21 protein-coding genes are annotated in these 25,455 nt (G+C 66.6%); 10 read left to right on the top strand and 11 right to left on the bottom strand.

What is annotated here, in order from left to right:
* The first annotated feature begins 4 nt into the window (after positions 1-4).
* The 3 genes from GK109_RS20935 to GK109_RS20925 all read left to right on the top strand — a co-directional run bounded on the left by GK109_RS20935 (position 5) and on the right by GK109_RS20925 (position 2,415).
* On the top strand, positions 5-856 hold the full coding sequence (locus GK109_RS20935) for a TrmH family RNA methyltransferase (protein WP_370460739.1): 852 nt from the start codon (positions 5-7) through the stop codon (positions 854-856).
* A gap of 99 nt (positions 857-955) precedes the next feature.
* Positions 956-1,213 (top strand): type B 50S ribosomal protein L31, encoded by a 258-nt coding sequence (locus tag GK109_RS20930; RefSeq protein ID WP_066275740.1) that lies wholly within the window; start codon positions 956-958, stop codon positions 1,211-1,213.
* 110 nt (positions 1,214-1,323) lie between these two features.
* Positions 1,324-2,415 carry a biotin/lipoate A/B protein ligase family protein gene (locus GK109_RS20925; RefSeq protein ID WP_157242337.1) on the top strand — a complete coding sequence of 364 codons (1,092 nt, stop codon included), beginning with the start codon at positions 1,324-1,326 and terminating at the stop codon, positions 2,413-2,415.
* A gap of 102 nt (positions 2,416-2,517) precedes the next feature.
* On the opposite strand, the gene pepN is transcribed toward GK109_RS20925, so the two are convergent.
* Both pepN and GK109_RS20915 read right to left on the bottom strand, forming a co-directional pair.
* Positions 2,518-5,157, bottom strand: a complete 2,640-nt coding sequence (gene pepN, locus GK109_RS20920; RefSeq protein ID WP_370460738.1) for an aminopeptidase N — start codon at positions 5,155-5,157, stop codon at positions 2,518-2,520.
* A gap of 33 nt (positions 5,158-5,190) precedes the next feature.
* The gene (locus tag GK109_RS20915; RefSeq protein WP_370460737.1) at positions 5,191-6,246 is read right to left on the bottom strand and encodes a YeiH family protein; all 1,056 of its coding nucleotides are present in this window, start codon (positions 6,244-6,246) and stop codon (positions 5,191-5,193) included.
* A gap of 113 nt (positions 6,247-6,359) precedes the next feature.
* Between GK109_RS20915 and GK109_RS20910 the strand changes: the two genes are divergently transcribed.
* From GK109_RS20910 to GK109_RS20900, 3 genes are read left to right on the top strand one after another with little or no spacing between them, the layout of a single operon-like run.
* Positions 6,360-7,916 carry a circularly permuted type 2 ATP-grasp protein gene (locus GK109_RS20910; protein WP_157242336.1) on the top strand — a complete coding sequence of 519 codons (1,557 nt, stop codon included), beginning with the start codon at positions 6,360-6,362 and terminating at the stop codon, positions 7,914-7,916.
* A 60-nt stretch (positions 7,917-7,976) separates the two neighbouring features.
* Entirely contained in the window at positions 7,977-8,903 is a 927-nt protein-coding gene (locus GK109_RS20905) for an alpha-E domain-containing protein (protein ID WP_013600945.1), read from the top strand.
* Positions 8,900-9,751 carry a transglutaminase family protein gene (locus GK109_RS20900; protein WP_157242335.1) on the top strand — a complete coding sequence of 284 codons (852 nt, stop codon included), beginning with the start codon at positions 8,900-8,902 and terminating at the stop codon, positions 9,749-9,751. The genes GK109_RS20905 and GK109_RS20900 overlap by 4 nt, the downstream gene beginning before the upstream one ends.
* Positions 9,752-9,766: 15 nt before the next feature.
* On the opposite strand, the gene GK109_RS20895 is transcribed toward GK109_RS20900, so the two are convergent.
* From GK109_RS20895 to glgC, 3 genes are all read right to left on the bottom strand, one after another.
* A complete protein-coding gene (locus GK109_RS20895; protein WP_157242334.1) occupies positions 9,767-10,234 on the bottom strand; it encodes a pyridoxamine 5'-phosphate oxidase family protein in 468 nt (155 codons plus the stop codon).
* Between the two features lie 15 nt (positions 10,235-10,249).
* Positions 10,250-11,701 (bottom strand): SDR family NAD(P)-dependent oxidoreductase, encoded by a 1,452-nt coding sequence (locus GK109_RS20890; RefSeq protein WP_370460736.1) that lies wholly within the window; start codon positions 11,699-11,701, stop codon positions 10,250-10,252.
* 72 nt (positions 11,702-11,773) lie between these two features.
* Positions 11,774-13,183, bottom strand: coding sequence for a glucose-1-phosphate adenylyltransferase (glgC, locus tag GK109_RS20885; RefSeq protein ID WP_157242333.1), 1,410 nt, complete (start codon positions 13,181-13,183; stop codon positions 11,774-11,776).
* A 102-nt stretch (positions 13,184-13,285) separates the two neighbouring features.
* Here glgC and glgA point away from each other — a divergent pair, with 102 nt between their 5' ends.
* Complete coding sequence (gene glgA, locus GK109_RS20880) at positions 13,286-14,491, top strand: glycogen synthase (RefSeq protein WP_370460735.1); 1,206 nt, start codon at positions 13,286-13,288, stop codon at positions 14,489-14,491.
* A gap of 78 nt (positions 14,492-14,569) precedes the next feature.
* Here glgA and GK109_RS20875 read toward each other — a convergent pair whose 3' ends face one another.
* Complete coding sequence (locus GK109_RS20875; protein WP_157242331.1) at positions 14,570-16,687, bottom strand: acyl-CoA dehydrogenase; 2,118 nt, start codon at positions 16,685-16,687, stop codon at positions 14,570-14,572.
* A gap of 54 nt (positions 16,688-16,741) precedes the next feature.
* On the bottom strand, positions 16,742-17,428 hold the full coding sequence (locus GK109_RS20870) for a TetR/AcrR family transcriptional regulator (protein ID WP_370460734.1): 687 nt from the start codon (positions 17,426-17,428) through the stop codon (positions 16,742-16,744).
* Positions 17,429-17,488: 60 nt separating this feature from the next.
* On the opposite strand from GK109_RS20870, the gene GK109_RS20865 reads away from it, so the two are divergent.
* Genes GK109_RS20865 through GK109_RS20855 form a run of 3 tightly spaced genes read left to right on the top strand, consistent with a single transcriptional unit; the run spans position 17,489 to position 21,108 of the window.
* Positions 17,489-18,850: an acetyl-CoA C-acetyltransferase gene (locus tag GK109_RS20865; protein WP_157242330.1), complete on the top strand. Its 1,362-nt coding sequence runs from the start codon at positions 17,489-17,491 to the stop codon at positions 18,848-18,850.
* Positions 18,851-18,859: 9 nt separating this feature from the next.
* A complete protein-coding gene (locus GK109_RS20860; RefSeq protein ID WP_370460733.1) occupies positions 18,860-20,200 on the top strand; it encodes a 3-oxoacyl-ACP reductase in 1,341 nt (446 codons plus the stop codon).
* Positions 20,197-21,108, top strand: coding sequence for a MaoC/PaaZ C-terminal domain-containing protein (locus GK109_RS20855; protein WP_157242329.1), 912 nt, complete (start codon positions 20,197-20,199; stop codon positions 21,106-21,108). Before GK109_RS20860 ends, GK109_RS20855 begins: the two co-directional genes overlap by 4 nt.
* On the opposite strand, the gene GK109_RS20850 is transcribed toward GK109_RS20855, so the two are convergent.
* The 4 genes from GK109_RS20850 to GK109_RS20835 form a co-directional block, all read right to left on the bottom strand.
* Positions 21,105-22,157 (bottom strand): FUSC family protein, encoded by a 1,053-nt coding sequence (locus GK109_RS20850; RefSeq protein WP_323057211.1) that lies wholly within the window; start codon positions 22,155-22,157, stop codon positions 21,105-21,107. The two genes, GK109_RS20855 and GK109_RS20850, sit on opposite strands and share 4 nt — an antisense overlap.
* Before the next feature lie 147 nt (positions 22,158-22,304).
* The gene (locus GK109_RS20845; RefSeq protein ID WP_157242328.1) at positions 22,305-23,414 is read right to left on the bottom strand and encodes a serine hydrolase domain-containing protein; all 1,110 of its coding nucleotides are present in this window, start codon (positions 23,412-23,414) and stop codon (positions 22,305-22,307) included.
* A 25-nt stretch (positions 23,415-23,439) separates the two neighbouring features.
* Complete coding sequence (locus tag GK109_RS20840; protein WP_157242327.1) at positions 23,440-24,552, bottom strand: glutathione S-transferase family protein; 1,113 nt, start codon at positions 24,550-24,552, stop codon at positions 23,440-23,442.
* Positions 24,549-25,301: a M50 family metallopeptidase gene (locus GK109_RS20835; protein ID WP_157242326.1), complete on the bottom strand. Its 753-nt coding sequence runs from the start codon at positions 25,299-25,301 to the stop codon at positions 24,549-24,551. The genes GK109_RS20840 and GK109_RS20835 overlap by 4 nt, the downstream gene beginning before the upstream one ends.
* Between the last annotated feature and the right edge of the window lie 154 nt (positions 25,302-25,455).

The raw sequence follows: 25,455 nt of genomic DNA, 5'->3' as shown, positions 1-25,455 counted from the left end.
CCCGGTGACAATCCACTATCTTGAATCGGCCGCGGACCCCCGGGTCTCCGACTACACGCAGCTCACTGACGTGCACCTGCGCAAGCTCCGGGAGCCGGCTGAGGGGATGTACATTGCCGAGTCTTCCCGCGTGCTGCGCCGGGCGCTGGCCGCCGGACACCAGCCGCGGTCCTTTTTCCTGGCGGAAAAGTGGCTGGACGACCTCCAGGACATCCTGGCCGCCCACCCGCAGGTCCCCGCCTTCATTGGCAGCGCCGCCCTGCTGGAGGAGATCACCGGTTTCCACCTCCACCGCGGGGCCATGGCGGCGATGCAGCGCCCGGCTCCGGTCCCGCTGCCGGAGCTGCTGGCCGGTGCACGCAGGGTGGCCGTCCTCGAGGACATCGTGGACCACACCAACGTGGGTGCCATCTTCCGGTCGGCAGCCGCCTTGGACATCGACGCCGTCCTGGTCTCACCCCGCTGCGGCGATCCGCTTTACCGGCGGAGCGTCCGGGTGAGCATGGGCACGGTCTTCCAGGTGCCGTGGGCCCGGCTGACCGGCTGGCCGCAGGACCTCCTCCTGCTCAAGGACCACGGCTTCACGGTGGCGGCGCTGGAGCTCACCAAGGACGCGGAGGACGTGGACGCGGTGGCTGCCCGGAACCCGGAAAAACTCGCCCTGGTGCTTGGCACCGAAGGTGCCGGAATGAGCCCTGAGACCCTCGCCGCCGTCGACCTCGCCGTCAAGATACCCATGCGCAACGGCGTGGATTCCCTGAATGTTGCGGCCGCATCGGCGGTGGCGTTCTGGGAGCTGCGCCCCCGGGACCAGGCCGGGCACCCCGTTCGCGGGCACCATGGTTATCCGCTATGATTGATAGCTGGCTGCCCTGCGCTTCACCGCACAGAACGCGGCCATCCCATTCATACCTGGCAGCTGGCAAAATCCAGTTGTGCGAACAAAGGTCCCATTATGAAGTCTGATATCCACCCGAAGTACGAAGCTGTTGTTTTCAACGACCTGGCTTCCGGCACGAAGTTCCTGACCAAGTCCACCGTTTCCTCCTCGAAGACCATCGAGTGGGAAGACGGCAACACCTACCCGGTCATCGACGTCGAAATCTCCTCTGAGTCCCACCCGTTCTACACGGGCAAGCAGCGCATCATGGACTCCGCAGGCCGCGTCGAGCGCTTCAACGCCCGCTTCAAGGGCTTCGGCGGCAAGAAGTAACATACTTCCGCAAGGTTCTTTGGGAAAGCCCGCACCGGCAACCGGTGCGGGCTTTCTGCGTTCCGGCACCGTATTACTTGGGTGCGCCGCTTCTGGGGCAGGATGGAAGCATGACCGGCACACCTGTTCCAGAGCATCCTTCCGCCGCCCGCCTGCACGGTGAATATAAGGTACCCGGCGGCAAGCTCGTGGTGGTTGACCTGGACGTCATCGGCGGCCGGCTCGCCAATGTGAGCGTCAGCGGCGATTTCTTCCTGGAGCCGGACGAGGCACTCCTGGACATCAACCGTGGCTTGACCGGACTGCCTGACACGACGACGGCGGCCGAGCTTGCCGCCGCCGTCTCGTCTTCGCTGCCGGCCGGGGCAGCCCTGTTCGGCTTCTCCGCGGACGCCGTCGCGGTCACCGTCCGCCGTGCCCTCGCGAAGGCGACCTCGTGGGCGGACCACCAGTGGAACGTCATCGCACCCACCGTCCTGCCGACAGAAATCAATGTTGCCCTCGACGAGGTCCTCACAGAGGAAGTCGGCGAGGGCCGGCGCAACCCGACGCTCCGCTTCTGGGACTGGCAGGAGCCGTCCGTGGTCATCGGCAGCTTCCAGTCGGTCCGCAACGAGGTGGACCCGGCCGGCGTGGAGAAGCACGGCATCACGGTGGTCCGGCGCATCAGCGGCGGGGGAGCAATGTTCATGGAGGCGGGCAACTGCATCACCTACTCCCTCTACCTGCCGCAGACCCTCGTTGACGGCATCAGTTTCGCCGACTCCTATCCCTTCCTGGATGCCTGGGTCATGGCGGCACTGGAAAATCTCGGCATCAACGCCTTCTACGTACCGCTGAACGACATCGCCACGGACCAGGGAAAAATCGGCGGGGCAGCGCAGAAACGCCTCGCCAACGGCGGCATGCTGCACCACGTGACCATGAGCTACGACATCGACGCCGACAAAATGGTCGAAGTGCTGCGGATTGGCAAGGAGAAGCTCTCGGACAAGGGCACCCGTAGCGCCAAGAAGCGGGTGGACCCGCTCCGGCGCCAGACCGGCCTGGCACGCACCGCCATCATTGCCGCCATGAGCGAGGTATTCACCGGCAGGTACGGCGCAATTCCCTCACAGCTGACCGAAGCCGAACTTGGCACGGCCCGGGAACGCGTCGGCAGCAAGTTCGGCACGGCAGACTGGCTGCACCGCGTCCCGTGAGCCCATCCGTTGTCCCTGCCGGCCCCTAACCTCACAAGTTCGGCCAGGGAACCCTGCCGGCATGGGCCCACCTACTGTCGTTTTGGGGGTTCGAAACGGCACTTAGGGAGCAATCGATGGTGAATTCACGACGGCGGCCTGCGCAGTCAGTGCCCGCAGCAGGTGGCTGCGCTGCTCCACGATGATGCGCCGCAGGGCGCGGGGAGCGTCTCCGTTGTCCGCCAGCCACTTGTCAGTGCGCAGGATGACCGGATGCTCCGCCGGTGCCGAGCCCTCCGCCACGTCCTGCGCCAGGGGATAGAGGCCCCGGACGATCCGGCCGGCGATCTCGATGCTGCGGCTCTCCCATACGCTGCGCAGGCACTCGAAATAAGGTTCAACATAAGGCTCCAGCAGCTTCGCGGGGGACGTCATGAAACCGCTGATGGTGGCGCTCAGGAGCTGGTTGGAGAGATCATGCCCGTGCACCGCCGCCGTCCAGGCCGCTGCCTTCACGTCCGTGTCAGGACGGGCGGCCATCGCTGTGGCATGCCCGGCGCGTCCGGAGGCCGTGGTGTCCCGGGCGAGTTCGGCGTCCAGTTCTTCCACCGTGGCCTGGCCATGTGCTGCCAGGGCATGCCAGAAGTGCCAGCGCAGTTCGGCATCCACTGCCAGCCCGGCCACCTCGGCGGTGCCGTCCAGGAGGCCGCGCAGCCGGGGCACCATGGCGTCATCATGCCGGCTGAGGGTGGCCAGGGTCCTCGCCCATGCCAGCTGCTGGTCCGAGCCGGGCCTGGCTGCGTCCAGTTCGCCGGCTGCGGCAGCCAGGAAGGAGGACCGTACGGCGCTCCGGACGGAGGCGGGCGTGTAGCGTTCGACGGCGGTGCCGGCGTTCTCAAGGACATTCAGCAGTACGCCGATGCCGGTTTCGGCAGGTGCGAACGCTGCGACAGCCTCGACGTACCGTGATGCCGGGCTTTCCCCGTCGCGGGCTGAATTCCAGAGCGCCGTCCAGCACAGCGCCCGGGCCATGGGGTCGGCGAGCCGGTCCAGGGAGGAAAGGACCGTGGCTTCGGACGCCGGATCGAGCCGGACTTTGGCGTACGTGAGGTCCTCGTCATTAACGAGCAGGAGCGCGGGCCGCGGCCGGCCGGACAGCTGGGGGAGTTCGGTCCGCGCGCCCGCCACGTCCGTCTCGAACGTCCCGGTCCGCACCAGGGCCCCGTGGGCGTCGAAGTTGTAGGAGCCGACGCGGAGCCGGTGCGGGCGCAGCTCCTCGCGTCCGGTGACCGGGTCCACCGCTTCCTGGACGATGGCCGCTGTGCCCAGCCGGCCGTCGTCGCCCGCTGCATCTGCTGCGATGTCCAGGGACAGCGTGGAGATGCCCGAGGTTTGCAGCCACTGCTGTGCCCAGCCGGCCAAGTCCCGCCCGGAGGAGGCACTCAACGCGGCCAGCAGGTCGTCAAGCGTTGTGTTGCCGTAGGCGTGCTTACGGAAGTAGGCACGGGAGCCCTCAATGAACGCCTCGAACCCTACGTAGGCCACCAGCTGCTTCAGCACCGAGGCGCCCTTGGCGTAGGTGATGCCGTCGAAGTTCTGCTTGGCGGCCTCGAGGTCCGGGATGTCCGCCACGATCGGGTGCGTGGTGGGCAGCTGGTCCTGGAGGTAGGCCCACGCCTTGCGCTTGTTGGCGAAGTTCACCCAGGCGGTGTCCCAGTCAGAGGCCTGGTCCACGCCCAGGGTTCCCATGTAGTCGGCAAAGGATTCCTTGAGCCACAGGTCATCCCACCACTGCATGGTCACCAGGTCGCCGAACCACATGTGCGCCATCTCGTGCATCAGGGTGTTGGCCCGCCCCTGGTACTGGGAGTCGGTGGCGCGCGAGGTGAAGACGTAGCTTTCGGTGAACGTGACCAGGCCCGGGTTCTCCATGGCGCCGAGGTTGTACTCCGGCACGAAGGCCTGGTCGTACTTGCCCCAGGGGTAGGGGTAGTCGAAGAGCCGGTTGAAGAAGTCCAGGCCGTCTTTGGTGAGCCGGAAGAGTTTGTCCGTGTCGAAGGAGTGCGCCATGGAGGCGCGGCAGTAGAGGGCGAGCGGCACGTCCAGGGAGGTCCCGTCGTCGAGCGTTGCCTGCCAGCGGTCCTGCGCCTTGAAGTAGGGGCCGGCCAGCACGGTGGTGATGTACGTGGACATCGGTTCCGTGGCCGCGAAGTCCCAGCGTGCCGAGGCGGGGTCGTCGGGAAGGACGGTCCGGTCAACCTCTGCCCCGTTGGAGGCGACGTGCCAGCCGGCGGGGGCCGTCACGTGGAAGGTGTACGTGGCTTTAAGGTCGGGCTGCTCGAAGTTGGCGAAGACCCGGCGTGCGTCCGCGGGCTCGTACTGCGTGTAGAGGTAGCACTGCCCGTCGGCAGGATCAACGAACCGGTGCATGCCTTCGCCGGAGCGGCTGTACAGGGCAGTCCCGGCCACTGCCACCTGGTTGTGGGGCTGCAGGTTGTCCAGCCTGATCCTGGCGCCGTCCGCCACGTCCTCAACGCGGAGTTCCCTGCCGTTCAGGACAACGCTGTGGACCTCCCCGATGAAGTCCAGGAACGTTGCTGCCCCGGACTCGGCGGCGGTGAAGGTGATGATGCTGCGGGTTGGATAGCCGGCGGCGTCCGGGTCCGCAGCCTGCCGGACGTCCAGCGAAACGTCGTAGCTGGTGGTGCTGATCAGGACTGAGCGTTCAGCGGCTTCGTCGCGCTGCAGATTCTCATGTGACACCCAGCTATCTAATCACGGGATGGGTGACCGGAATCATGCGGCGATCAGCAGGGCAGCCGCCAGTCCCAGGACGGCAATCAGGAACCATGAGGCGAGGGCCGCCAGAAGTGCCCGCCCGCCGGTGTGCAGGAGCGTGCGCATCCGGACAGCGGACCCCAGCCCGAACAGCGCGGCGCCGAGCAGGATGTCCTGCAGTGCGCCACCTGCCTCCAGCCATTCCGGGGCCAGCCAGCCGGTGGAACGGAGCCCCACCATGGCGACGAAACCCAGGACGAAAAGCGGCACCACCGGCGGCAGTTTGGCGTTCCCGCCGTCCCCGGGAACTGCCCGCCCGGGGGCGATACGGTGGTGCGCGCCGGCTATTGCTGAGACCGGCGCCAGCAGGAGCACCCGGGTGAGCTTAACCACGACGGCGATGCCCAGCGCCGCAGTCCCCGCCGTTTGCGCCGTGGCCACCACCTGGCCGACGTCGTGCACCGATGCGCCTGTCCAGGCGCCAAAGACCGGCGCGCTGAGCCGGAGGGGATGAACCAGCAGGGGAAGGACGCCGATGGCAAGGGTTCCGCAGAGCGTCACGAGGGCCACCGGCAGGACGGTGTCCACATGCCGGATCCGGCGCACGGCCGCCATGGCGCCGATGGCCGAAGCACCGCAGATTGAGAACCCGGTGGCCACCAGGAGCGACGTCACCGGCGGGAGCCGGAAGAGCCGGGAGATGGCGTATGTCCCGCCGAAGCTCGCCGCCACGACGCCAACGATCAGGACCAGGGACAGCCAGCCCAGTCCCAGAACGTCGGTGATGCTGACCTTTAGCCCGAGCAGGACGATTCCGCCGCGCATAAGATGTTTCCCGGCGAAGTCCAGTCCGGGCCGGGCCCTGCCGGCTGTCCATGCCCCGGCCGCCGGCAGGTTCGCGGCAAGGACGCCCAGGGCCACTGCCAGTGTCATGGCCGGCAGCGCGGGCACCAGCCAATGGACCAGGAACGCGGCGGCCAGCGCAACTGCCGCTGAAGCCAGGCCCGGGAGGAGCCTCTCCGGCCGTCCGGGCAGGTCCGGACCGGGGTTGCGGAAGGATCTGCTGACGGGCACTCACCTACTGTGCCGGAAAAGGGGCGGAATCCACGAATAGGGGGACCTCCGCCAACACGCCACAATGGATGGCAGTAATGAATTCGAAACAAAAAGATGGTTGGCTATTGGACATGTCAGACCTATTCCAGGATTACTCCGTGGCCGCCGGCCGGTCCGGAGCCTATGACGAGATGTTCGCCCCCGGGCAACAGGCCCGTGACTCGTACGGGCAGGTGGCGGACGCCCTTCGCAAGCTCTCCCTGGCCGATGTCAGTGCGCGCGCCGACTCAATGGCGCGCACGTTCCTGGACCGCGGCGTGACGTTCGATTTCGCGGGGGAGGAGCGCCCGTTCCCGCTGGACATCGTTCCCCGCGTCATTCCGGCCGGTGAGTGGGATGTACTGGAGCGCGGGGTAGCCCAGCGGGTACGCGCCCTCGAGGCGTTCCTCAACGACGTGTACGACAAGATGACCGTGGTGGCAGACGGCGTGATCCCGCGGCAGCTGGTAACCACCAGCGCGCACTTCCACCGGCAGGTCCATGGCTTCGAACCGGCCGGCGGCGTGCGGGTCCACATCTCCGGCATCGACGTTGTCCGTGATGCCGCCGGAACGTTCCGCGTGCTGGAGGACAACGTCCGCGTTCCCTCCGGCGTGAGCTACGTCCTGGAGAACCGCCGGGCCATGGCCAAGGGCCTGCCGGAGGCTTTCGGCCAGCAGCTCATCCGGCCGGTCGAGGAGTACCCGCGGCGCCTGCTCTCTGCCCTGCGGAAGACCGCGCCGTCCGGCGTGGACGATCCCACCGTCGTCGTCCTGACCCCCGGCGTGTTCAACAGCGCCTACTTCGAGCACACCCTGCTGGCCGGACTGATGGGCGTTGAGCTGGTGGAGGGCCGCGACCTCATCTGCCGCGGCAACCGCGTATACATGCGCACCACGGCGGGCGAGCAGCGCGTGGATGTCATCTACAAGCGGATCGACGACGATTTCCTTGACCCCCTGCAGTTCCGCGCCGACTCCATGCTCGGCTGCCCCGGGCTGGTCAACGCGGCCAGGGCCGGCGGGGTCACCATTGCCAACGCCGTGGGCAACGGCGTCGCGGACGACAAACTGGTCTACAGTTACGTCCCTGACCTCATCCGCTACTACCTCAGCGAGGAACCCATCATCGCCAACGTGGACACATACCGCCTGGAGGAGAAGGAATCCCGCGAGTACACCCTGGACAACCTGGCCGAACTGGTGGTCAAGCCCGTGGACGGTTCCGGCGGCAAGGGCCTGGTTATCGGGCCGGATGCCTCCAAGGACGAACTGGACGCCCTCCGCCAGCGGATCATCGCGGACCCCCGCGGCTGGATCGCCCAGCCGGTGCTGCAGCTCTCCACGGTCCCGACGCTGAGCGGGGACAAGTTCGGCCCCCGCCACGTGGACCTGCGCCCCTTCGCGGTGAACGACGGCGAGAACGTCTGGGTGCTCCCGGGCGGCCTGACCCGCGTGGCACTCAAGGAGGGCTCGCTGATCGTGAACTCCAGCCAGGGCGGCGGATCCAAGGACACCTGGGTCCTGGCCGATTCCCCCCAGGTGCCGGTGGAGACCGTGCCGCGGCCTTCCATCTCCGTCCGGGAGCGCGTTTCCGTGTGGCCGGTGGAGAGCAACTGGCGGGACCGCCAGTCGGAGCAGCAGCAGTGAGCCGGGCCGTAGGCCGGACAGTTTCTTTTCCAGTTTCGGGCACGCAGGAGGTAGCCGCGAATGCTTAGCCGTATTGCCGAGTCCCTTTTCTGGATCGGCCGCTATGTGGAGCGGGCGGACGGCACCGCCCGGATCCTTGACGTCCACCTGGAGCGCCTGAACCACCTCCCCATGGAGGAACGCAAGAGCGTGGCGCAGGAGCTCCTGGCGGTCATGGGAGCCAGGCCGCAGAGCGAGGATTTCGGGCTGCCCGAACTGCTCCACGCACTTGCCTATGACAAAACCAGCGCCACCTCCATTGCCGGTTCCCTCGGGGCGGCGCGGGAGAACGCCCGGCGCGCCCGGGAGACTGTCTCTTCCGGTCTCTGGGAGAGCCTGAACACCACGTATTACGGGCTGAGCCAGCACCGGAAGGACGTTGTGGGCACGTACCGGTTCTGCAACTGGACCCTTGAACGGACGGCCATGGTCAGCGGCCTGGCGGACACCACCGTCAGCCACGACGAAAGCTGGCTCTTCCTGGTGCTGGGCCGCTCCCTGGAACGGGCGGACATGACGGCCCGCATGCTCTCCACCCGGGACGTGCTGTCCGCCGGCATGTCATGGGTCAACATGCTGCGGTGCGCCGGGGCGTACGAGTCCTTCCTGCGTACCCGGCGTGCCGCCTTTGGAGACCAGCACGCTGCCGAGTTCCTGCTACTGGACCGCCTCTTCCCGCGGTCCATCGTCTATGCCCTGCGGGATGCCGATGAATGCCTTGCAAAACTTGATCCTTCCGCCCAGCGGGTGGGTTTCATCAATGATGCGCGACGGATTGTGGGGCAGGCGCGGACGTTCCTCGAGTTCCACCGGACGGACGATCTCATGTCCGAGTTGCCCGAACACATGGAGCGGGTGCAGAAAGCCGTCTCACAGGCCTCGGACGCCATTTCCCGTAAGTACTTCAATCAGGCGGATGAACTGGCCTGGGTGGGAGAAGTTTCATGACCCGGCTGAGCATCGTCCACAAGACGGCCTACAAGTACAACAAGAGGGTCACGCTGTCCTACAACGAGGCCCGCATGACGCCGCTGACGGATTCCCAGCAGGTGGTGCTGGAGTCCGTGGTCAAGGTTTCGCCGTCGCAGGCTGCCGTGAGCACCTACCGGGACTACTGGGGCACCAGGGTTACTGCCTTCGACATGCAGATGCCGCACGATCACCTTGAAGTTGTTTCCAACATCACGGTGGAGGTCCACCGGGCCGAGAAGATCCCGTCGGAGTCGGACATTGCCGGCTGGGACGTCCTGGCCTCGCCCGAGACGCTCAACACCTTCAGCGACTGGCTTCCGCAGTCCAGGCTGAGCGGGCCAGGAGACGAAGTCCTGGGCATCATCCCGGGCGTCGTGGCCGGGAAGAACCCGCACGAGGCCGCCATGGCAGTGTTCGAGTGGATGCGCGGCGAAATGACCTACATGTCCGGTTCCACCGCGGTCACCACCAACGCGGAAGAGGCCTGGGGGCAGCGCCAGGGCGTGTGCCAGGACCTCGCGCACCTGGCCATCGGTGCGCTGCGCAGCTGCGGCATCCCGGCGCGTTACGTCTCCGGTTACCTGCACCCCCGTTCCAGCGCCGGAATCGGCGAAACCGTGGCCGGCCAATCCCATGCATGGCTGGAGTGGTGGGACGGCGACTGGCGCAGCTGGGACCCCACCAACCACAAGCCGGCCGGCGACTTCCACGTGACGGTGGCCCGGGGCAGGGACTACCGCGACGTGCCGCCGCTGAAGGGCATTCTTTCCGGCGGGGGCGGTTCAGCCCTGAGCGTCAGCGTGGAAATCACCCAGCTCGCCTGACGGGCCCGCGGGCTTTTACTCCTGCGCGGTCCTCACAGCGCCGCTGAGCTGGGTCCACCAGGTCATGGGTTCCGTCACCTTGAAGCGGCGGCCGGTGATGGAGTCCGGCGTGATCCGGACGAAGATGTCCTTTTTGCCTGCCTGCCAGGGAAAGAGGAAGAGCTGGGTGGTTTCCAGGACCTGCTCCGTGCCGGTGACGACGGCGGCCGTGCCCTTCACTACCACGCTCCAGGCCAGTCCGGTATTGGGGTCCACCCCGTCCGCCTCCAGCGCCACCGGGGCGTCCTCCGAAGCGCCGGAAAGCTTGGTGCCCTCGCTGGTGCGGAACACCAGGGTGCCGCGGTCAACCGTGTAGTTTATGGGGAAGATGTCCGGGCGTCCCGCCACCAGCACCGCCAGCCGGCCGACGGACACGGTGCGGAGCACGGCCCAGCACTCATGGTGTTCAAGATTCTGCACTTCAGATACGGGTTCGGCACTCATGCGGCGAGCTTACCCTCACCAGGGGCTGGGTTTGTAGTCCTTGAGGAACACGCCGTACTGGTCCTCGCCGTTCTCACCCATGACGATGGGATCGTAGACGCGGGCGGCACCATCAACGAGGTCCAGGGGCGCGTGGAAGCCTTCCTCCATGAGCCTGACCTTGGTGTAGTGGGGACGCTCGTCGGTAATCCAGCCGGTGTCCACGGCAGTCATCAGGATGCCGTCACTGTCCAGCATCTCCTGGGCGCTGGTGCGCGTCATCATGTTGAGCGCTGCCTTTGCCATGTTGGTGTGCGGGTGGCCCGGACCCTTGTAGGCGCGGGAGAACTGGCCTTCCATCGCCGAGACGTTGACGATGTATTTCCGGCGGGCGGTGGATCGCTTCATGGCTCCCCGCAGCCGGCTCACCAGCAGGAAGGGCGCGGTTACGTTGCAGAGCTGCACCTCGAGCATCTCGAGCGGATCCACCTCGTCCACCACCTGGGTCCAGCTGTTGATGGTGGCCAGGTCCGGTACCAGCCCGCCCGCGTCGATGGCCGTTCCTGACGCAATGCGCTCCAGCGAGGCCGATCCGGTGGACAGCGCCAGCGACGTGATGGCGTCCCCGGCCAGGACCGGGTGTTCCGTCACGCTGCTGGCCAGCGCCAGGGGGTGCTTGTCATGGGCGTGGCCGAAGGTCACCAGTTCCGGACCGCCGTTGGCCTGCTCCAGCGCGGCCGGAAGCGGTTCATCCTCGGCGTCCACCAACGGCTTGTAGGCATTGCCGGAACGGCGGACCGTCTGCGCCGCGTTGTTGATGATGATGTCCAGCGGGCCTGCCTCATTGAGCGAGTCCGTGAGGGCCATGACCTGGGCGGGGTCGCGGAGGTCGATGCCCACGATCCGGAGCCGGTGCAGCCATTCGCCGCTGTCCTCCATGGCGGCGAACCGGCGGGCGGCGTCCTTGGGGAAGCGGGTGGTGATGGTGGTGTGGGCACCGTCGCGGAGCAGTCGAAGCGCGATGTACATCCCGATTTTGGCCCGCCCCCCGGTCAGCAGGGCGCGGCGGCCGGTCAGGTCGGTGCGGGCGTCCCGCTTGCTGTGGCTGAAGGCAGCGCAGTCCGGGCACAGCTGATGGTAGAAGGCGTCAACCTGGGTGTAGTGCTGTTTGCAGATGTAGCAGGGGCGCGAGCGGATCAGGTGCCCGGCAACTTTGCCGGTGGCCGAGGTGGCCAGCTTGTTCCCGCGGGTCTCGTCGTCGATCCGGTCCGGCGCGGCGGTTGCCGTCCGGGCTATGACTGTCCGGTCCGCCTCGGAGATCAGGTCGCGCTTTGTGACCCTTCGGTGCCGCTTGACGGCCTTGAACATTTTCCCCGTGGCGCGCCGCACCGAAACATAGTCCGGGTGCTCCTCGTCATAGGCATGGATGGTATTCAGGACCTTGAGGCAGGCCTGGATTTCCTCAGGGGTCAGATCGGGGGAGCTCACCGTATCGATTTTACAGCCTGGGATCCAGCCGGCCGCACCCCTTGGGGGGTGCGGCCGGCCCGCTAAACGATGTCAGGAAATCCGCGCCCCCTGCGCGGAGTCTGCAGCAGCCGCTGCGTGGTTCTGGGCGACCCTGTCCACGGACTCCCGCACTTCGGGGTGGAGGTCTGCAGCCGCCTTCACGGCGTTCGGGACACGGTGCAGGTTCCTGGCAGCGAGCGTCCGTTCCTCCTCGCCGGGCTCGGGAACGTTCTGTCCCTTGGCGAGCACCGTGATGCCCGAGTCGGTGACCTTGAAGCCGCGGGCCCGGTCCAGGTCCGCGTCCAGGCCAATTGCCGCGCCTGCCGGAACCTTGACGTTCTTGTCGATGATGGCCCGGTTGATCACCGCGCCCTCGCCCACCTGCACTTTGTCCATCAGGACCGAGTCGATGACACGGCTGCCGGTGGCCACGTAGACGTCGTTGGACAGGACGGAGCCCTCCACGATGCCGCCGGAGATCACGACGCCGCTGGAGACGATCGAGTCCAGGGCCGTGCCCACCGTGTTGTTCTGGCCGCGGACGAACTTGGCGGGCGGCGAGATGCTCTGCCGGGTGTAGATGGGCCATTCCGAGTTGTAGAGGTTGAAGACCGGGAGCGGGGAGATCAGGTCCATGTGGGCGTCGTAGAAGGAGTCGATGGTGCCGACGTCGCGCCAGTACGTGCGGTCGCGTTCGGTGGAGCCGGGAATGTCATTGAGCGTGAAGTCGTACACGCCGGCCTCGCCCTGGTTCACGAAGTAGGGGATGATGTCCCCGCCCATGTCGTGCTTGGTGTCCAGCCGCTCGGCGTCCACGTGCAGCGCCGCTACCAGGGCATCGGCGTCAAAGACGTAGTTGCCCATGGAGGCCAGGAACTGCGACGGGTCCGCGGCCAGTCCGGGGGTGGTGGCAGGCTTTTCCACGAACGCGGCAATCTTTTGGGGATCGTTCTGGTCCACTTCGATCACGCCGAACTGGTTGGCCATGTGCAGTGGCTGCCGAACAGCGGCCACTGTTGCCTTTGCGCCGCTGTGGACGTGCTGGGCCACCATCTGGGCGAAGTCCATGCGGTAGACATGGTCCGCGCCGACCACCACAACAATGTCCGGGTTGGCGTCGTGGATCAGGTTCAGGGACTGGTAGATGGCGTTGGCGCTGCCCAGGAACCAGCTCTTGCCCACGCGCTGCTGGGCCGGAACCGAAGCCACGTAGTTGCCCAGCTGGGTGGACATGCGCCAGGTCTCGGAGATGTGGCGGTCCAGGCTGTGCGACTTGTACTGCGTCAGCACCACGATCTGCAGGTAGCGGGAGTTCACCAGGTTGGACAGCGCAAAGTCGATCAGGCGGTAACTCCCGGCGAAGGGGACCGCGGGTTTGGCCCGGTCCGCCGTCAGCGGCATCAGCCTGTTTCCCTCGCCCCCTGCGAGGACAATGGCCAGGACTCTTTTGTTCAACGGCATAATGGTCGCTCCTGTACGCCTTCGTATCTCCCCAAGACAGTCCGGCATGCCCGGACTCCTTCACACTAGAACAGTTAAGCGTGAAGGACTACCTTGGGTCTTGTGCGAATAGACATTGTGACTAAAGAGTTCCCGCCGGAGATCTACGGTGGCGCCGGAGTCCACGTAGCCGAATTGAGCAGGGTGCTTAGTAAGCATGTTGACCTGCAGGTTCGTGCTTTTGGCGCTCCCCGCGATACCGACTATTATGGCGCCACCGTGACGTCCTACCAGGTGCCTGAGGACCTTGGCGGGGCCAACGCCGCGGTGCAGACCCTCGGGGTGGACCTCCGGATCGTCCCGGACGTGGAAGGCGCGGACCTGGTCCATTCGCATACCTGGTACGCCAACATGGCAGGGCACCTGGCATCCCTGCTGCACGGCATCCCGCATGTCCTCAGCGCCCACAGCCTGGAGCCGCTGCGCCCCTGGAAGGCGGAGCAGCTCGGCGGCGGGTACGCGCTCTCTTCCTGGGTGGAGAAGACGGCTTATGAGGCTGCGGCAGCCATCATCGCTGTTTCCGAGGGTATGCGGCAGGACATCCTGCGCAGCTACCCGGATGTTGATCCCGCGAAGGTCAAGGTGGTCCACAACGGCATTGACGTCGAGCTGTGGCAGCGCGACGAGAATGACGACGCCGTCCGCGCCCTGGGCATTGATCCGGCCAAACCCAGCGTGGTTTTCGTGGGCAGGAACACCCGCCAAAAAGGCGTTCCCTACCTGCTGCGGGCTGCCGCGAAGCTGCCCGCCGATGTTCAACTGGTCCTGTGCCTGGGCGCAGCGGATACCCCCGAGCTCGCTGCCGAGACTGCCCGCCTGATCGAGGACCTGCAGAGCCAGCGAACCGGCGTGGTGCTCATTGAGCGCATGTTGCCCCGGCACGAGCTCATCCAGGTCCTCAGCCACGCCACCGCGTTCGCCTGTCCCTCGATCTACGAACCCCTCGGCATCGTGAACCTGGAAGCAATGGCCTGCGGCGCCGCAGTGGTGGCCAGCGCCACCGGCGGCATCCCGGAGGTGGTGGAGCACGGCCAGACCGGCCTCCTCGTGGACCTTGAGCAGGTCACCGACGGCACCGGGACCCCCCTTGATCCGGAGAAGTTCGTCACCGAATTCGCGGCCGCCCTCACCGAGGTTGTGTCTGATCCGGAGCGGGCACGCGCCATGGGCCAGGCCGGCCGGCTGCGCGCCGAGAAACACTTCTCCTGGGAGTCCATCACCGAGACCACCCTGGACGTGTACCGCTCGGTGCTGCCGTCCCACGGCTAACGACCCCTCGCTATTAATTACGACGGCGCCGCTCCCCTCACGAGGGGGCGGCGCCGTCGTTCATTAGGCCGTTGGCCGTCAGTTCCGTTTCGCCGCAGCGGTCCTGGCCAGCAGGACCTTCTCATCCACCGGGGACTGGCCGCTTGCCCGCTGGCTGCGGAAGTATGCCCGCGCCTCATCCTGCCGCTTCTTCTCCGCACCGGTCGCGATTGCGGCGCGCACGTGGTCGCCGCCGTAGCCAAAGGCGTCCACGAGGTCCAGCGCATGCGGGCGGATCTTCACCAGCAGCCTGTTGATGTATTCACCCACCGTTCTGGCCCGCTGCATGGAAAGGCGGCCGTTCATGAGGTACCAGGACAGGTTCTTTTCAATCAGCGACAGGCCGAAGAGGTCACGCAGCCACGTCAGCACCGTCCTGGTGCCTGGGTCCTCCACCTCGCGAAGCGCGTCGGTGAAGGCCTCCCATTGCAGCAGTTCGGCGTGCGCCTGGGCGGCATCGATGAGTTCGTTCTGGTGACGGTTGAACAGTGCCGCGCCCTTTTCCTGGGAAAGCCGGTTGCTGCCTTTAAGGGCTGTTGCCGCTTCCGCCACCATGGTCTGCACCCTGTCCGTAAGGAGGGCACGCTGGCCCTCCTCGTCACGGAGGGCGATGGCGGCTTTCTGCACCGAGCCGGTGTCCGCCATGAACTGGGCCACCTGCCGCAGTCCTGTCCGGTGGATTGCAGCGCCGGTTGCCTGGCCCACCACATAGCGGGCCAGTACCCCGAAGTCCACGTTCCGGAACTCCTTGGCGTAGTCGGCCAGGAGGCGCTTGGCCACCAGCTGCAGCAGCACGGTGTTGTCGCCCTCGAACGTGGCGTAGACGTCAAGATCGGCCCGCAGCGACGCAAAGCGGTTCTCGATCAGGAAGCCGGCACCGCCGCAGGCTTCGCGGCATTCCTGCAGGGTGTCCAGCGCATGCCAAGTGCTCAGGGCCTTCAGTGCGGCGGCGAGTGTTTCCAGGTCCTGGCGGTCGGCGTCGGTGTCGTGGGCGCCGGAAAAGACGTCGTCGAACTTCTCCAGGAGCTGCTCATGGGCGAACCCCGCTGCGTAGGTAGTGGCGAGCCGGGTGAACAGCCGGCGCTGGTGGCGCTGGTAGTCAAGCAGGACTTCTTCGTCCGTATGGGAGGAGGCGTTGAACTGGCGGCGCTCGGTTGCGTATCGGATGGCCGCCGTCAGGGCCACCCTGGACGCAGCCACGGCGGCGCCGTCCAGCGACACCCGGCCCTGGACAAGGGTTCCCAGCATGGTGAAGAACCGCCGGCCCGGGCTGGCGATGGGGGAGGTGTATGTGCCGTCCGGGGCTACGTCGCCGTAGCGGTTCAGGAGGTTCGTCCGGGGGATCCGGACGTTGGTGAAGTGCAGCCGCCCGTTGTCGATTCCGTTGAGTCCACCCTTGATGCCGTCGTCCTCGCCGCCGATGCCGGGCAGGAACTCCTTGGTTTCCGGGTCCCGCAGGTCCACGTAGAGGGCATGTACGCCGTGGTTGACGCCGCGGGTGACAAGCTGGGCGAACACCACGGCGCCCAGTCCGTCGTTGGCCGCGTTCCCGATGTAGTCCTTCCAGGCGGCGCGGAACGGCGTGTGCACCACGAATTCTTCAGTGGACGGATCGTACGTGGCCGTGGTCGCGATGCTGGCCACGTCGGAGCCGTGTCCCGTCTCGGTCATGGCGAAGCAGCCCGGGATATCCAGGTTCATGATGCCGGGAAGCCATTTCGCATGGTGTACGGCGGTGCCAAGGTGCATGACGGCGGAGCCGAACAGGCCCCACTGCACGCCGGCCTTGATCTGCAGCGAGGGATCGGCCACCACAAGTTCCTCGAAGCCGGCGATGTTTCCGCCGTGGTCGTCGGCGCCGCCCAAGGCTGCCGGGAAGGCGCGGTGCACCGCCCCATTGTCCACAAGGTACCTCAGCTGTCCGAACACCCTGGTCCGGTGCTCGGTGTGGGTCAGGCCTTCAATCTTGTGAAGCTCGGGGCGTGCGGCAAGGTCCCGGGCCTGGAGCCGGACGGCCGCCCACTTGCCGAGCAGCTGCTTGCCCAGCGTTTCGACGTCGACGGCGGGCTGGGGCCGGGCGGCGGTGCCGGGGACCGCTTTTTGCGGTGCTTCCGGGCGCTTCCCCTTGCCGGTGGGACGGTCCACTACTTCAGTCATGTCAATGTCCTTCGTTGGTGCTGACAGTGTTTGGTGGTTTGCATTGGAGTTAGGTCATTCCCGCGCGGCCGGGGTGAGCTCGGGAGCTATGCCGACGCAGAGCCAGGCCGTGATTTGGCGTGCCATTGCTTCCTGGTCAGGTTTGGCGGGGGAGTCCGGCGTGCTGAGCCATTGCTCGCCGGCATTCCGTACCAGTCCAATCGCGGCCTTCGGCCAGTAGCCGATCACGGCGTGCTTGCCGTCCCCCAGGTGGGACCGCATGGGCGTAGCGATCATCTCCGCGATGGCGTCGAAGAAGTGCCCCAGCGCCCCGGAGACAGCTCCCGATGAACCCTCCGGGTCGCCGCTGCCATGCCGGGTGACAAACGTATAGACGTTGGGGCTGGTCTCCGCCATTTGCAGGTAGGCCGAGACCATGGCCAGGAGCCCTTCGCGGGGGGTATGGGCGCTCTGCGCGGCTTCCTTGATCCTGCGCTGCATCTGGCTTAAGACCACTTCACCCACTGCCTGCTGGAGCCCGGCCTTATCGCCAAAGTAGCGGTAGAACACGGACTTTGAGGTTCCTGCAGCAGCGGCAATCTCCTCCATGGAGGCGTCACTTCCCAGCAGGTGCACCGCCCGCCGTGCCGACTTGATCAGCTCCCTCCGGCGCTCCTCCCGGTGGCTCTGCCAGCGCGAAGAACGTCCGTCGGGGCTGCCTGGCACAGAGGCATCCGGGGGGTCCGTGTGGGTGATGTTCACGATACCCAGCGTATCAGGTACGCTGGGTATCGGTAACCGAACGTGACCCGAGGAGAACCCATGTCCATTGACGGACAGTCCAGCACCGGACCCGAAGACCCAAACACCCGCACGGCAGGCACCCCTGCCACGCGCCGGGCCGTGATCGTCGGCGGGAACCGGATCCCGTTTGCCCGCGCCGGCGGGTCCTATGCAAAATCCTCCAACCTGGACATGCTGACCGCCGCCCTTGACGGCCTGATCGCCCGCTTCGGCCTCCAGGACGAGCGCATCGGCGAAGTGGCCGCAGGCGCCGTCCTCAAGCACTCCCGGGATTTCAACCTCACCCGCGAAGCGGTCCTGGGTTCCGCCCTCTCCGCCGAGACCCCTGCCTATGACCTGCAGCAGGCGTGCGCCACCGGGCTGGAGACCGTGGTGGGCCTGGCCAACAAGATCAAGCTGGGCCAGATCGATTCCGCCATCGCCGGCGGGGTGGATTCGGCGTCCGATGCTCCGATCGTGGTCAGCGAGGGCCTCCGCGAGGTGATCCTGGACCTCAACCGGGCCAAGACCCTTACGCAGCGCCTGCAGGTACTCGGGCGGCTGCGGCCGAAGGATCTCGCCCCGCTGGCACCCGGCACTGCCGAGCCCCGGACCGGACTTTCGATGGGCGAGCACCAGGCCCTGACCACGGCGCAGTGGAAGATCTCCCGCGAGTCCCAGGACGAACTGGCCTACAACAGCCACAGGAACCTCGCCGCCGCCTACGAGTCAGGGTTCTTCGATGACCTTGTCACGCCCTACCGGGGACTGGTGCGGGACGGCAACCTCCGTGCAGACACCTCGCTCGAAAAGCTCTCTACCCTGAAGCCGGTCTTCGGCAAGAACCTCGGTGCTGCGGCCACCATGACTGCCGGCAACTCCACGCCCCTCACCGACGGGGCGTCCACGGTCCTGCTGGCTTCCGAGGCCTGGGCAGACGCCCGCGACCTGCCCAAGCTCGCTGCCGTGGTGGATGCGGAAGCCGCGGCCGTGGACTTTGTCCATGGCAAGGACGGCCTGCTGATGGCCCCCGTGTTCGCCGTGCCCCGGCTGCTGGCCCGCCAGGGCCTCACACTGGCGGACATTGACTTCTTCGAAATCCACGAGGCATTCGCAGCCACGGTCCTCGGCACCCTGGCGGCCTGGGAGGACGAGGAGTTCGGCCGTACCCGCCTTGGCTTGCAGGGCGCCTTCGGCAGCATTGACCGGTCGCGCCTGAACGTAAACGGGTCTTCGCTGGCTGCCGGCCATCCCTTCGCCGCCACCGGCGGCCGGATCGTGGCTTCGTTGGCCAAGCAGCTGCATGCCACGGGCAGCACCGCCGGCCGGCCCGCGCGCGGACTGGTCTCGGTCTGCGCGGCCGGCGGCATGGGCGTCGTCGCTGTTCTCGAATCACTGTAGGAGGTTCCGGTGACAGACAAGTACGCACAACTGGTTAACCAGGGCCCGGGCAGGAATGTGGCCAAGAAGCTCGGCCTGCCCCAGCCCGCGGTCCTTCGCCGCTACGAGCCCGGGCAGCCCTTGATCAACGGCCCCATCCTGGTCCAGGGAAGCACGGCGGGTGCCGATGCCCTGTCCGCGGAACTGCTTTCCTGGGACCTTGATGTCCGGCGGCACGCCGTACCGCGCGAAAAACTCGGTGCCATCATCCTGGTGCTGGATGAAGTGGCGCACCCCGAGGACCTCGAGAAGCCGATTCTCCCGGCAGCGGCTTCCCTGCGGGACCTTGCCGCCGGCGGACGCGTCGTCACGGTCTCCCGGCCGGCGTCGGACGCCGATTCGCCTGCAGCTGCCGCTGCCAGGCAGGGGGTTGACGGGTTCCTCCGCTCGCTGGCCAAGGAACTCCGGGGCGGCGCCACGGGCAACGGCATCATCCTGAGGGACGGTATCGAGCCGACCAGCCCCAGCGCCCTGGCAGCCCTCCGATTCTTCCTCTCCGGCCGTTCGGCATTCGTGGACGGGCAGTTTGTGACCGTGTCCGGCACGTCCGGAGAACTTGCCGGGGACCCGGACAAGCCGCTGGCCGGCAAGATCGCGGTGGTGACCGGAGCGGCACGCGGCATCGGAGCGGCTATCGCCCGCACCCTGCACCGCGACGGCGCAACCCTGGTCCTCGTGGACGTCCCCGCGGCCGGCGACCAGCTGGCGGCGGTTGCGAACGAGGTGCGGGGGACCGCGCTCCAACTGGACATCAGCAGGGAGGACGCTGGACAACGCATTGTTGAGCACGCCGCGCAGCGCCACGGACGCCTGGACATCATGGTCCACAACGCCGGGATCACCCGGGACAAACTGCTGGCCAACATGGACCAGCCCCGGTGGAACTCGGTCATCAGCATCAACATAGCCGCGCAACTCCGCATCAACGAGGCTCTCCTTTCCTCAAAGCACTTCCGGGAATCGCCGCGCATAGTGTCAGTTGCTTCAACCAGCGGCATTGCCGGCAACCGGGGGCAAACCAACTATGCGGCGTCCAAGGCCGGGGTGATGGGAATGGTCAGGGCCACCGCTCCGCACATGGCCGCGCTCGGCGGCAGCATCAATGCGGTGGCCCCGGGGTTCATAGAAACCGAGATGACCGCCAGGATCCCGTTTGCCCTCCGCGAGATCGGCCGGCGGCTGAACTCCCTGCAGCAGGGCGGCCTGCCATTGGATGTTGCCGAAGCCGTGTCCTTCCTTGCCAGTGATGCAGCGGCCGGCATCAACGGCGAGGTGCTCCGGGTCTGCGGGCAGAACATGGTGGGGGCATGATGCCCGCCCAGCCGGTCATCCTGGGGGAGATGCCCTCGCTGTCCAAGCTCTACGTCAACGCCGCTGCCCAGGCCGCACGCCGCCGGCTGCTGGGCAGCCAGGATGGATCCGTCCTGCCGGCCGAAAGCCATGAAGTGCGCGGGGTCAGCGTGGACGTTGCCACGCTCACCGCGTACCAGCACCTGATCGGCGAGACGGCCAGCGACGTGCTGCCTGCCGGGTTCATCCACGCACTCGCCTTTCCGCTGGCCATGAGCGTGCTGAACAGGGACGACTTCCCTTTGCCCCTGCTCGGCATGATCCACCTTCGGAACAGCGTGCAACAGCGTTCCCCGGTACTCTTCACCGACAGCCTGGACGTCTCCGCCAGGGTGGAAAATCTCCGGGGTCACCGTGCGGGGACGGTGGTGGATGTGGTGGCGGATGTGCGGTTGTCAGGGGCACCCGAGGCCTCCTGGCGGGGGGTGTCCACCTACCTGGCCAAGGGAGTCTTCCTGCCGGGGATCGACAAACCGTCCCCGGCCTCCGCCCGGGCGGAATTCAAGGCGCCGAACCCCACCGCTATCTGGCAGCTTGGTGTTGACACCGGCCGGGCTTACGCGGCGGTATCGGGTGACTTCAATCCCATACACCTAAGCGTGCTTTCCGCCAGGGCTTTGGGGATGCGGCGGTCCATAGCCCACGGCATGTACCTGGCGGCCAGGGCGCTCGCCGACGTCGGCCCGTCCCGTGGCGATTCCTTCACGTGGGATGTGGATTTTGACTCCCCGGTGTTTCTTCCCGGCATGGTTGCCCTAGAGATCAATACCGAAGAAGGGGACTCCGGCGCGCGGACGCGTTCCAGTTTCGTGGCATGGAATCCCAGGTCGGGGCGCCGCCACTTCAGCGGTTCGGTCAGCGCCCTCTAGTCGCGTGTCCGGACAGCGCGCAGGATGCGGTGGAGGCTCAGCAGGACCGATTCGGACGCGGGGACCATTCCCTGCTCCGCATCCCTTCCGGCGGTGGCAGCCATGCAGGCTTCCACCGCCTCCTTTGCCGCCCCGAAATGGCCGTCCTGCGCGGAGGTGTCGTCGTCGCTGAACGAGCGGAGAAGGTTGCCGGTGGCTGACAAAGCATCGGCCAGCGGGCCGGTGTCCTGCAGGGGAACGCTGTAGGGTGCCTCGCTCTCCCAGATCACGTCCGAAAGCACGTCGGTGATGTCCTGGATGTGGAAGGTCACCCTCTCCAGTTCGCGCAGGTTCCGGTAATCAAGATCGACGTCGCGGGGGTGCAGTTTGCGCCTCGGATTGGCCCGCCGGCTTGCGTCAGCCTCCTTGACCAGGTGCCGGACTGAGCGGGCCGCCGCCGCCAGTTCGTCTGAACGGCTTGACCAGTCCTCGTGTTTGGGCGGCCATTCTTCCTTTAGGGCCGCCCCCATGTCGGTGAGCTGGCGGCCAAGGGCTTGGCGGAGCTCATCCAGGCTGGCCGCGGCGGCGTTCAGGTGCAGCGGCGGAAAGATCAGGAAGTTGACGCCGATCCCAACGGCGACTCCAAAGCCCATCTGCAGGAGGTAACCGAACGAAAAGTCGTCCGGATTACTGCCGCCCACGAGCAAAACCAGCAGCGCCGCCGTCGGAATCCAGTCACTGCCCGAACCGATTCCCGGCAGGCCCCCAAGCAGGACGCCTATTCCCATGATCAGCGCGACGGCGAGCGGCGACGGATCCGTGACGGTAACCAGCACATACGCCAGGCCGATGCCCACTGCGAGTCCGGCAAGGGCCTCGAGGCCCTGCCGTACCGAGCCGGCAACGTTGTGGTACATCGCCACCAGCGCACCCAGGGGGGCATAGTAGGGATAGTTCGCAGCAGCTCCGGGCAGATGCGGGGCGATGGCGAAGGCCAGTCCGGCTGCAAAAGCCGCCTTGGCCGCCAGTTGCAGCCGCTGCGCGGCAAAGGCCGACGACAGGCCGGACACCGCCTGTTTGAGAAAAAGGGTCCCCCTGGCCCACCTGGCATCCGGGCGTGCTTGAGACTGGCGCATTCGTACCACCCTACGGCGCCCCGGCGGCTGCCTACAAAGGTGCTGGTCAGGGAGGCGGGCACAGTGTGCCCGGGGTGTGGTTCAGGACAGATCTGCCGCTGAACGGCGCACCTCTGCCGCCAGCCGGTGGGCACGGCCGGGCGTTCTTCCGTCCTCCTGCCGCCGCGGAATGTAACCGAAGCCCAGGCCGTAGGCAGGATCCGCGAACCCGAGCGCCGCGTTGGCGCCCTCGTGCCCGAACGCGCGATGGCTCCCGAAGTTCCGCGACGGGTGCGGCTTCATGAACACGACGGCGAACGCGTTGTCCAGGCCTGAGGACCGGTCAAGGCCCCACACCTGTTCCTGCGACATCTGCTCGACGGTGGCTGCGGTGAGGAACGGTTCGCCGCCCTGGATTCCGGTGGTGGCTGCCGCGTAGAGGCGGGCCAGGCCCGAGGCTGCTCCCACGCCGCCTGCCGCGGACATCCCCGAGGCCCGGACCGGCCGGATATTGGGAAGCTCCATGATGGTGCTGACCGGGGCGTTGCTGTTCAGGCCCTCGAGGCTGAGCGGATCGAGCCAGGGCTCCACCGGTCCGGCCGCATAGAGGACGTCGCGGTAACGGTACTCCTGTTCCTCAGGCAGCCCAAGGAAAAAGTCGATACCGTACGGGCTCCTGATTCGCCCTTCATAGATCTCCTGCAGGGTTTCCCCGGCTGTGCGCCGGCACAGCTCTTCCATGATGATCCCGATGGTGAGCGCGTGGTAGCCAAACTGCCGGCCGGGCTGCCAGGTTGGAACAGCCCGCGCCAGCCGGGCCGCGGCGGCAGGGGTGGTGAACTCGTCCAGCCCGAAGCCGCCCTCGATGCCCATGAGCCCGGCCTGGTGCGACAAAGCCTCTCGGACCAGGAGGCGCTCCTTGCCATGCACGCCGAATTCCGGCCAGTAGTGCGCTACGGTCCGGTCGAGGTCGAGCAGACCGTCCTGAACCAGTAGCGCAATGACCATGGCAGCCACTCCCTTCGAACAGGAGTACGCCCCCGTCAAGGTGTCCGGCGCCATGTCCGGCCCGCCCGACAGTTCCACGACCGGGACCCCGTCCCTGTAGACGGCCAGCTGTGCGCTGTACTGCGGATCCTCGCGCAGGAATGTATTGAACAGTTCCAGGACGTTGTTGAAACCGGACGCTACGAAGCCGTGATGTCTATGCATGGCACCCAGCTTATCCAGAAAACGCTTACTGCCCTTCGGCGTCCGCCCCGTGCCCGGGGATGACCTCTTCCCCTGTCCTTACAGGCCCGGGCGGTGTCCCGTCCCCGAAGGGGCGGCCCCCCAGCGCTTCCCGGCCATGGGGCTCCAGCCAGCCCCTCAGATCCGGCCCTGCGGGGACTATGCCCGTGGGGTTGATGTCCTCATGGACGATGTAATAGTGCTGCTTGATCTGGACAAAATCGATGGTGTCGCCGAAGCCGGGAGTCTGGAACAGGTCCCGTGCGTAGCCCCACAGGGCTGGCATCTCGCTGAGTTTTTGCCGGTTGCACTTGAAGTGGCCGTGATAGACGGGATCGAACCGGGCAAGTGTGGTGAACAGCCGCACGTCGGCTTCAGTGATGGTGTCACCCACCAGGTAGCGCTGCCCCGAGAGCCGGTCTTCGAGCCAGTCCAGGGCTGTCCACAGCCGGGCGTAGGCGGAGTCGTAGGCTTGCTGGGATCCCGCGAAACCGCAGCGGTAAACACCGTTGTTGACCTCGGTGAAGACGCGTTTATTGACCTGGTCGATTTCTTCGCGAAGATGCTCCGGGTACAGGTCCGGCGCCCCTGCGCGGTGAAACTCGGTCCACTCGGTGGAAAAATCCAGCGTGATCTGCGGAAAGTTGTTGGTCACCACCGCACCGCTGGCAACGTCCACGATCGCGGGAACGGTGATGCCGCGGGGATAGTCCGGGAACCTCTTGAAGTAGGCGTCCTGGATCCGTTCGATACCGAGGACGGGGTCCGTCCCGCCTGGATCGAGGTCAAAGGTCCACGAACGGGCATCGTGGGTGGGACCCGGCTGTCCCAGTGAAATGGCGTCTTCGAGGCCAAGCAGGCGCCTGACGATGACGGTCCTGTTGGCCCAGGGGCAGGCACGCGCCGCGATCAGCCGGTAGCGTCCAGCTTCCACCGGCCAGCCCGGTTCGCCGTTCGGACCCGGAGTTGCGTCCCTCGTGATGCGGTCCTCAATGTAGTTGGTGTCGCGGTTGAACTCCGCTCCACCTGTGACGTAGGCGCCGCGGGTGCTGTGTTCTGCGCTCTTTCCCAAAGCATGTGCCTTTTCCGCCTGCTGCGTGGTGTCCGTTTCCTGGGTCATGGGAACACCCTATGCTCCGCGGGCAGGACAGTGGAGATCGGCTGCCAGGCCCACAGCCACGAGCCGGCAACCAGGGCCGCGAACAGAAGGATCCAGACGCCGGAGGGAACGGACGTGGCACGCCAGAGCAGGTATGCGTCGGAACTGGCCAGCCGGTCCCGGCGGCGCAGGTGCACATGGGCGAGCTTGATGAGGTCGCGCACGGCAGCCACCAGCAGTGCCAGGCCCAGGATGACAGCCACGTGGCCAACAAAGGCAGCCGGCACAAAGAGGATCAGGGCCAGGGTGATGGCAATTGCGGCCGAAGTGATAAGGACGCCGGCGAGGTTCCGGAGGAACACCAGCGAGGCAGCCAGGGCCACGGCGCCGCCTGCGATTGCCGCCGGTCCCCACCCGTTGAAGCCGCACCACACGAACGCCGCCCCCACCAGTGCCGGTACGGGGTACCCCCAAAAACATGACCAGGCGGTGGCGAGCCTGCTGCGGCTGTACGTGGTGGTGGTGCCTGAGTGGTCAAGGAGGAGCCGGATCCCGGCCAGCCGCTGGCCGCTCAGCACCGCAGCAACAGCGTGCCCCATCTCGTGCGTGGCCGTGGCCAGCAGGCCGAAGTACCGCCAGGAGCGGCGGGGCACTGACAAGGCGGCAGCTGTCATCACCGCCAGTGCCAGTTCCGTCAGTGTCACGTTGGGAGGATCTGCGCGGCTGAATGCTGCCAGTAATGTATCCCAGGGGTCTCCGGGCATCGTCATCAGGGCCTCTCGCCGGCAGGGTCGTGGTGAGCCATAGCCGCCACGGTACCCGGGCTGGCTGGGTGCAGGCTTAAAACCGAAAGGCACGCCGACTGCCGGGCGTGCCTCAGGATCGACGGGACTGCGGACGTTCCCGCAGCCCCACGTCGGCTGT

The sequence above is a fragment of the Pseudarthrobacter sp. GA104 genome (genome assembly GCF_009741265.1).
GTDB lineage: Bacteria > Actinomycetota > Actinomycetes > Actinomycetales > Micrococcaceae > Arthrobacter.
Note: the sequence above shows the minus strand (reverse complement) of the source record. Positions and strands in the feature narration are given on the sequence as shown.

Excerpts from the sequence above, each read along its gene's own strand:
- GK109_RS20900 (WP_157242335.1), top strand. The coding sequence starts at position 8,900 with ATGACCCGGCTGAGCATCGTCCACAAGACGGCCTACAAGTACAACAAG.
- glgC (WP_157242333.1), bottom strand. The coding sequence starts at position 13,183 with ATGCCGTTGAACAAAAGAGTCCTGGCCATTGTCCTCGCAGGGGGCGAG.
- GK109_RS20905 (WP_013600945.1), top strand. The coding sequence starts at position 7,977 with ATGCTTAGCCGTATTGCCGAGTCCCTTTTCTGGATCGGCCGCTATGTG.
- GK109_RS20840 (WP_157242327.1), bottom strand. The coding sequence starts at position 24,552 with ATGACCCAGGAAACGGACACCACGCAGCAGGCGGAAAAGGCACATGCT.
- GK109_RS20855 (WP_157242329.1), top strand. The coding sequence starts at position 20,197 with ATGATGCCCGCCCAGCCGGTCATCCTGGGGGAGATGCCCTCGCTGTCC.
- GK109_RS20835 (WP_157242326.1), bottom strand. The coding sequence starts at position 25,301 with ATGACGATGCCCGGAGACCCCTGGGATACATTACTGGCAGCATTCAGC.
- GK109_RS20865 (WP_157242330.1), top strand. The coding sequence starts at position 17,489 with ATGTCCATTGACGGACAGTCCAGCACCGGACCCGAAGACCCAAACACC.
- GK109_RS20910 (WP_157242336.1), top strand. The coding sequence starts at position 6,360 with ATGTCAGACCTATTCCAGGATTACTCCGTGGCCGCCGGCCGGTCCGGA.
- GK109_RS20845 (WP_157242328.1), bottom strand. The coding sequence starts at position 23,414 with ATGCATAGACATCACGGCTTCGTAGCGTCCGGTTTCAACAACGTCCTG.
- GK109_RS20895 (WP_157242334.1), bottom strand. The coding sequence starts at position 10,234 with ATGAGTGCCGAACCCGTATCTGAAGTGCAGAATCTTGAACACCATGAG.
- GK109_RS20930 (WP_066275740.1), top strand. The coding sequence starts at position 956 with ATGAAGTCTGATATCCACCCGAAGTACGAAGCTGTTGTTTTCAACGAC.
- GK109_RS20875 (WP_157242331.1), bottom strand. The coding sequence starts at position 16,687 with ATGACTGAAGTAGTGGACCGTCCCACCGGCAAGGGGAAGCGCCCGGAA.
- GK109_RS20925 (WP_157242337.1), top strand. The coding sequence starts at position 1,324 with ATGACCGGCACACCTGTTCCAGAGCATCCTTCCGCCGCCCGCCTGCAC.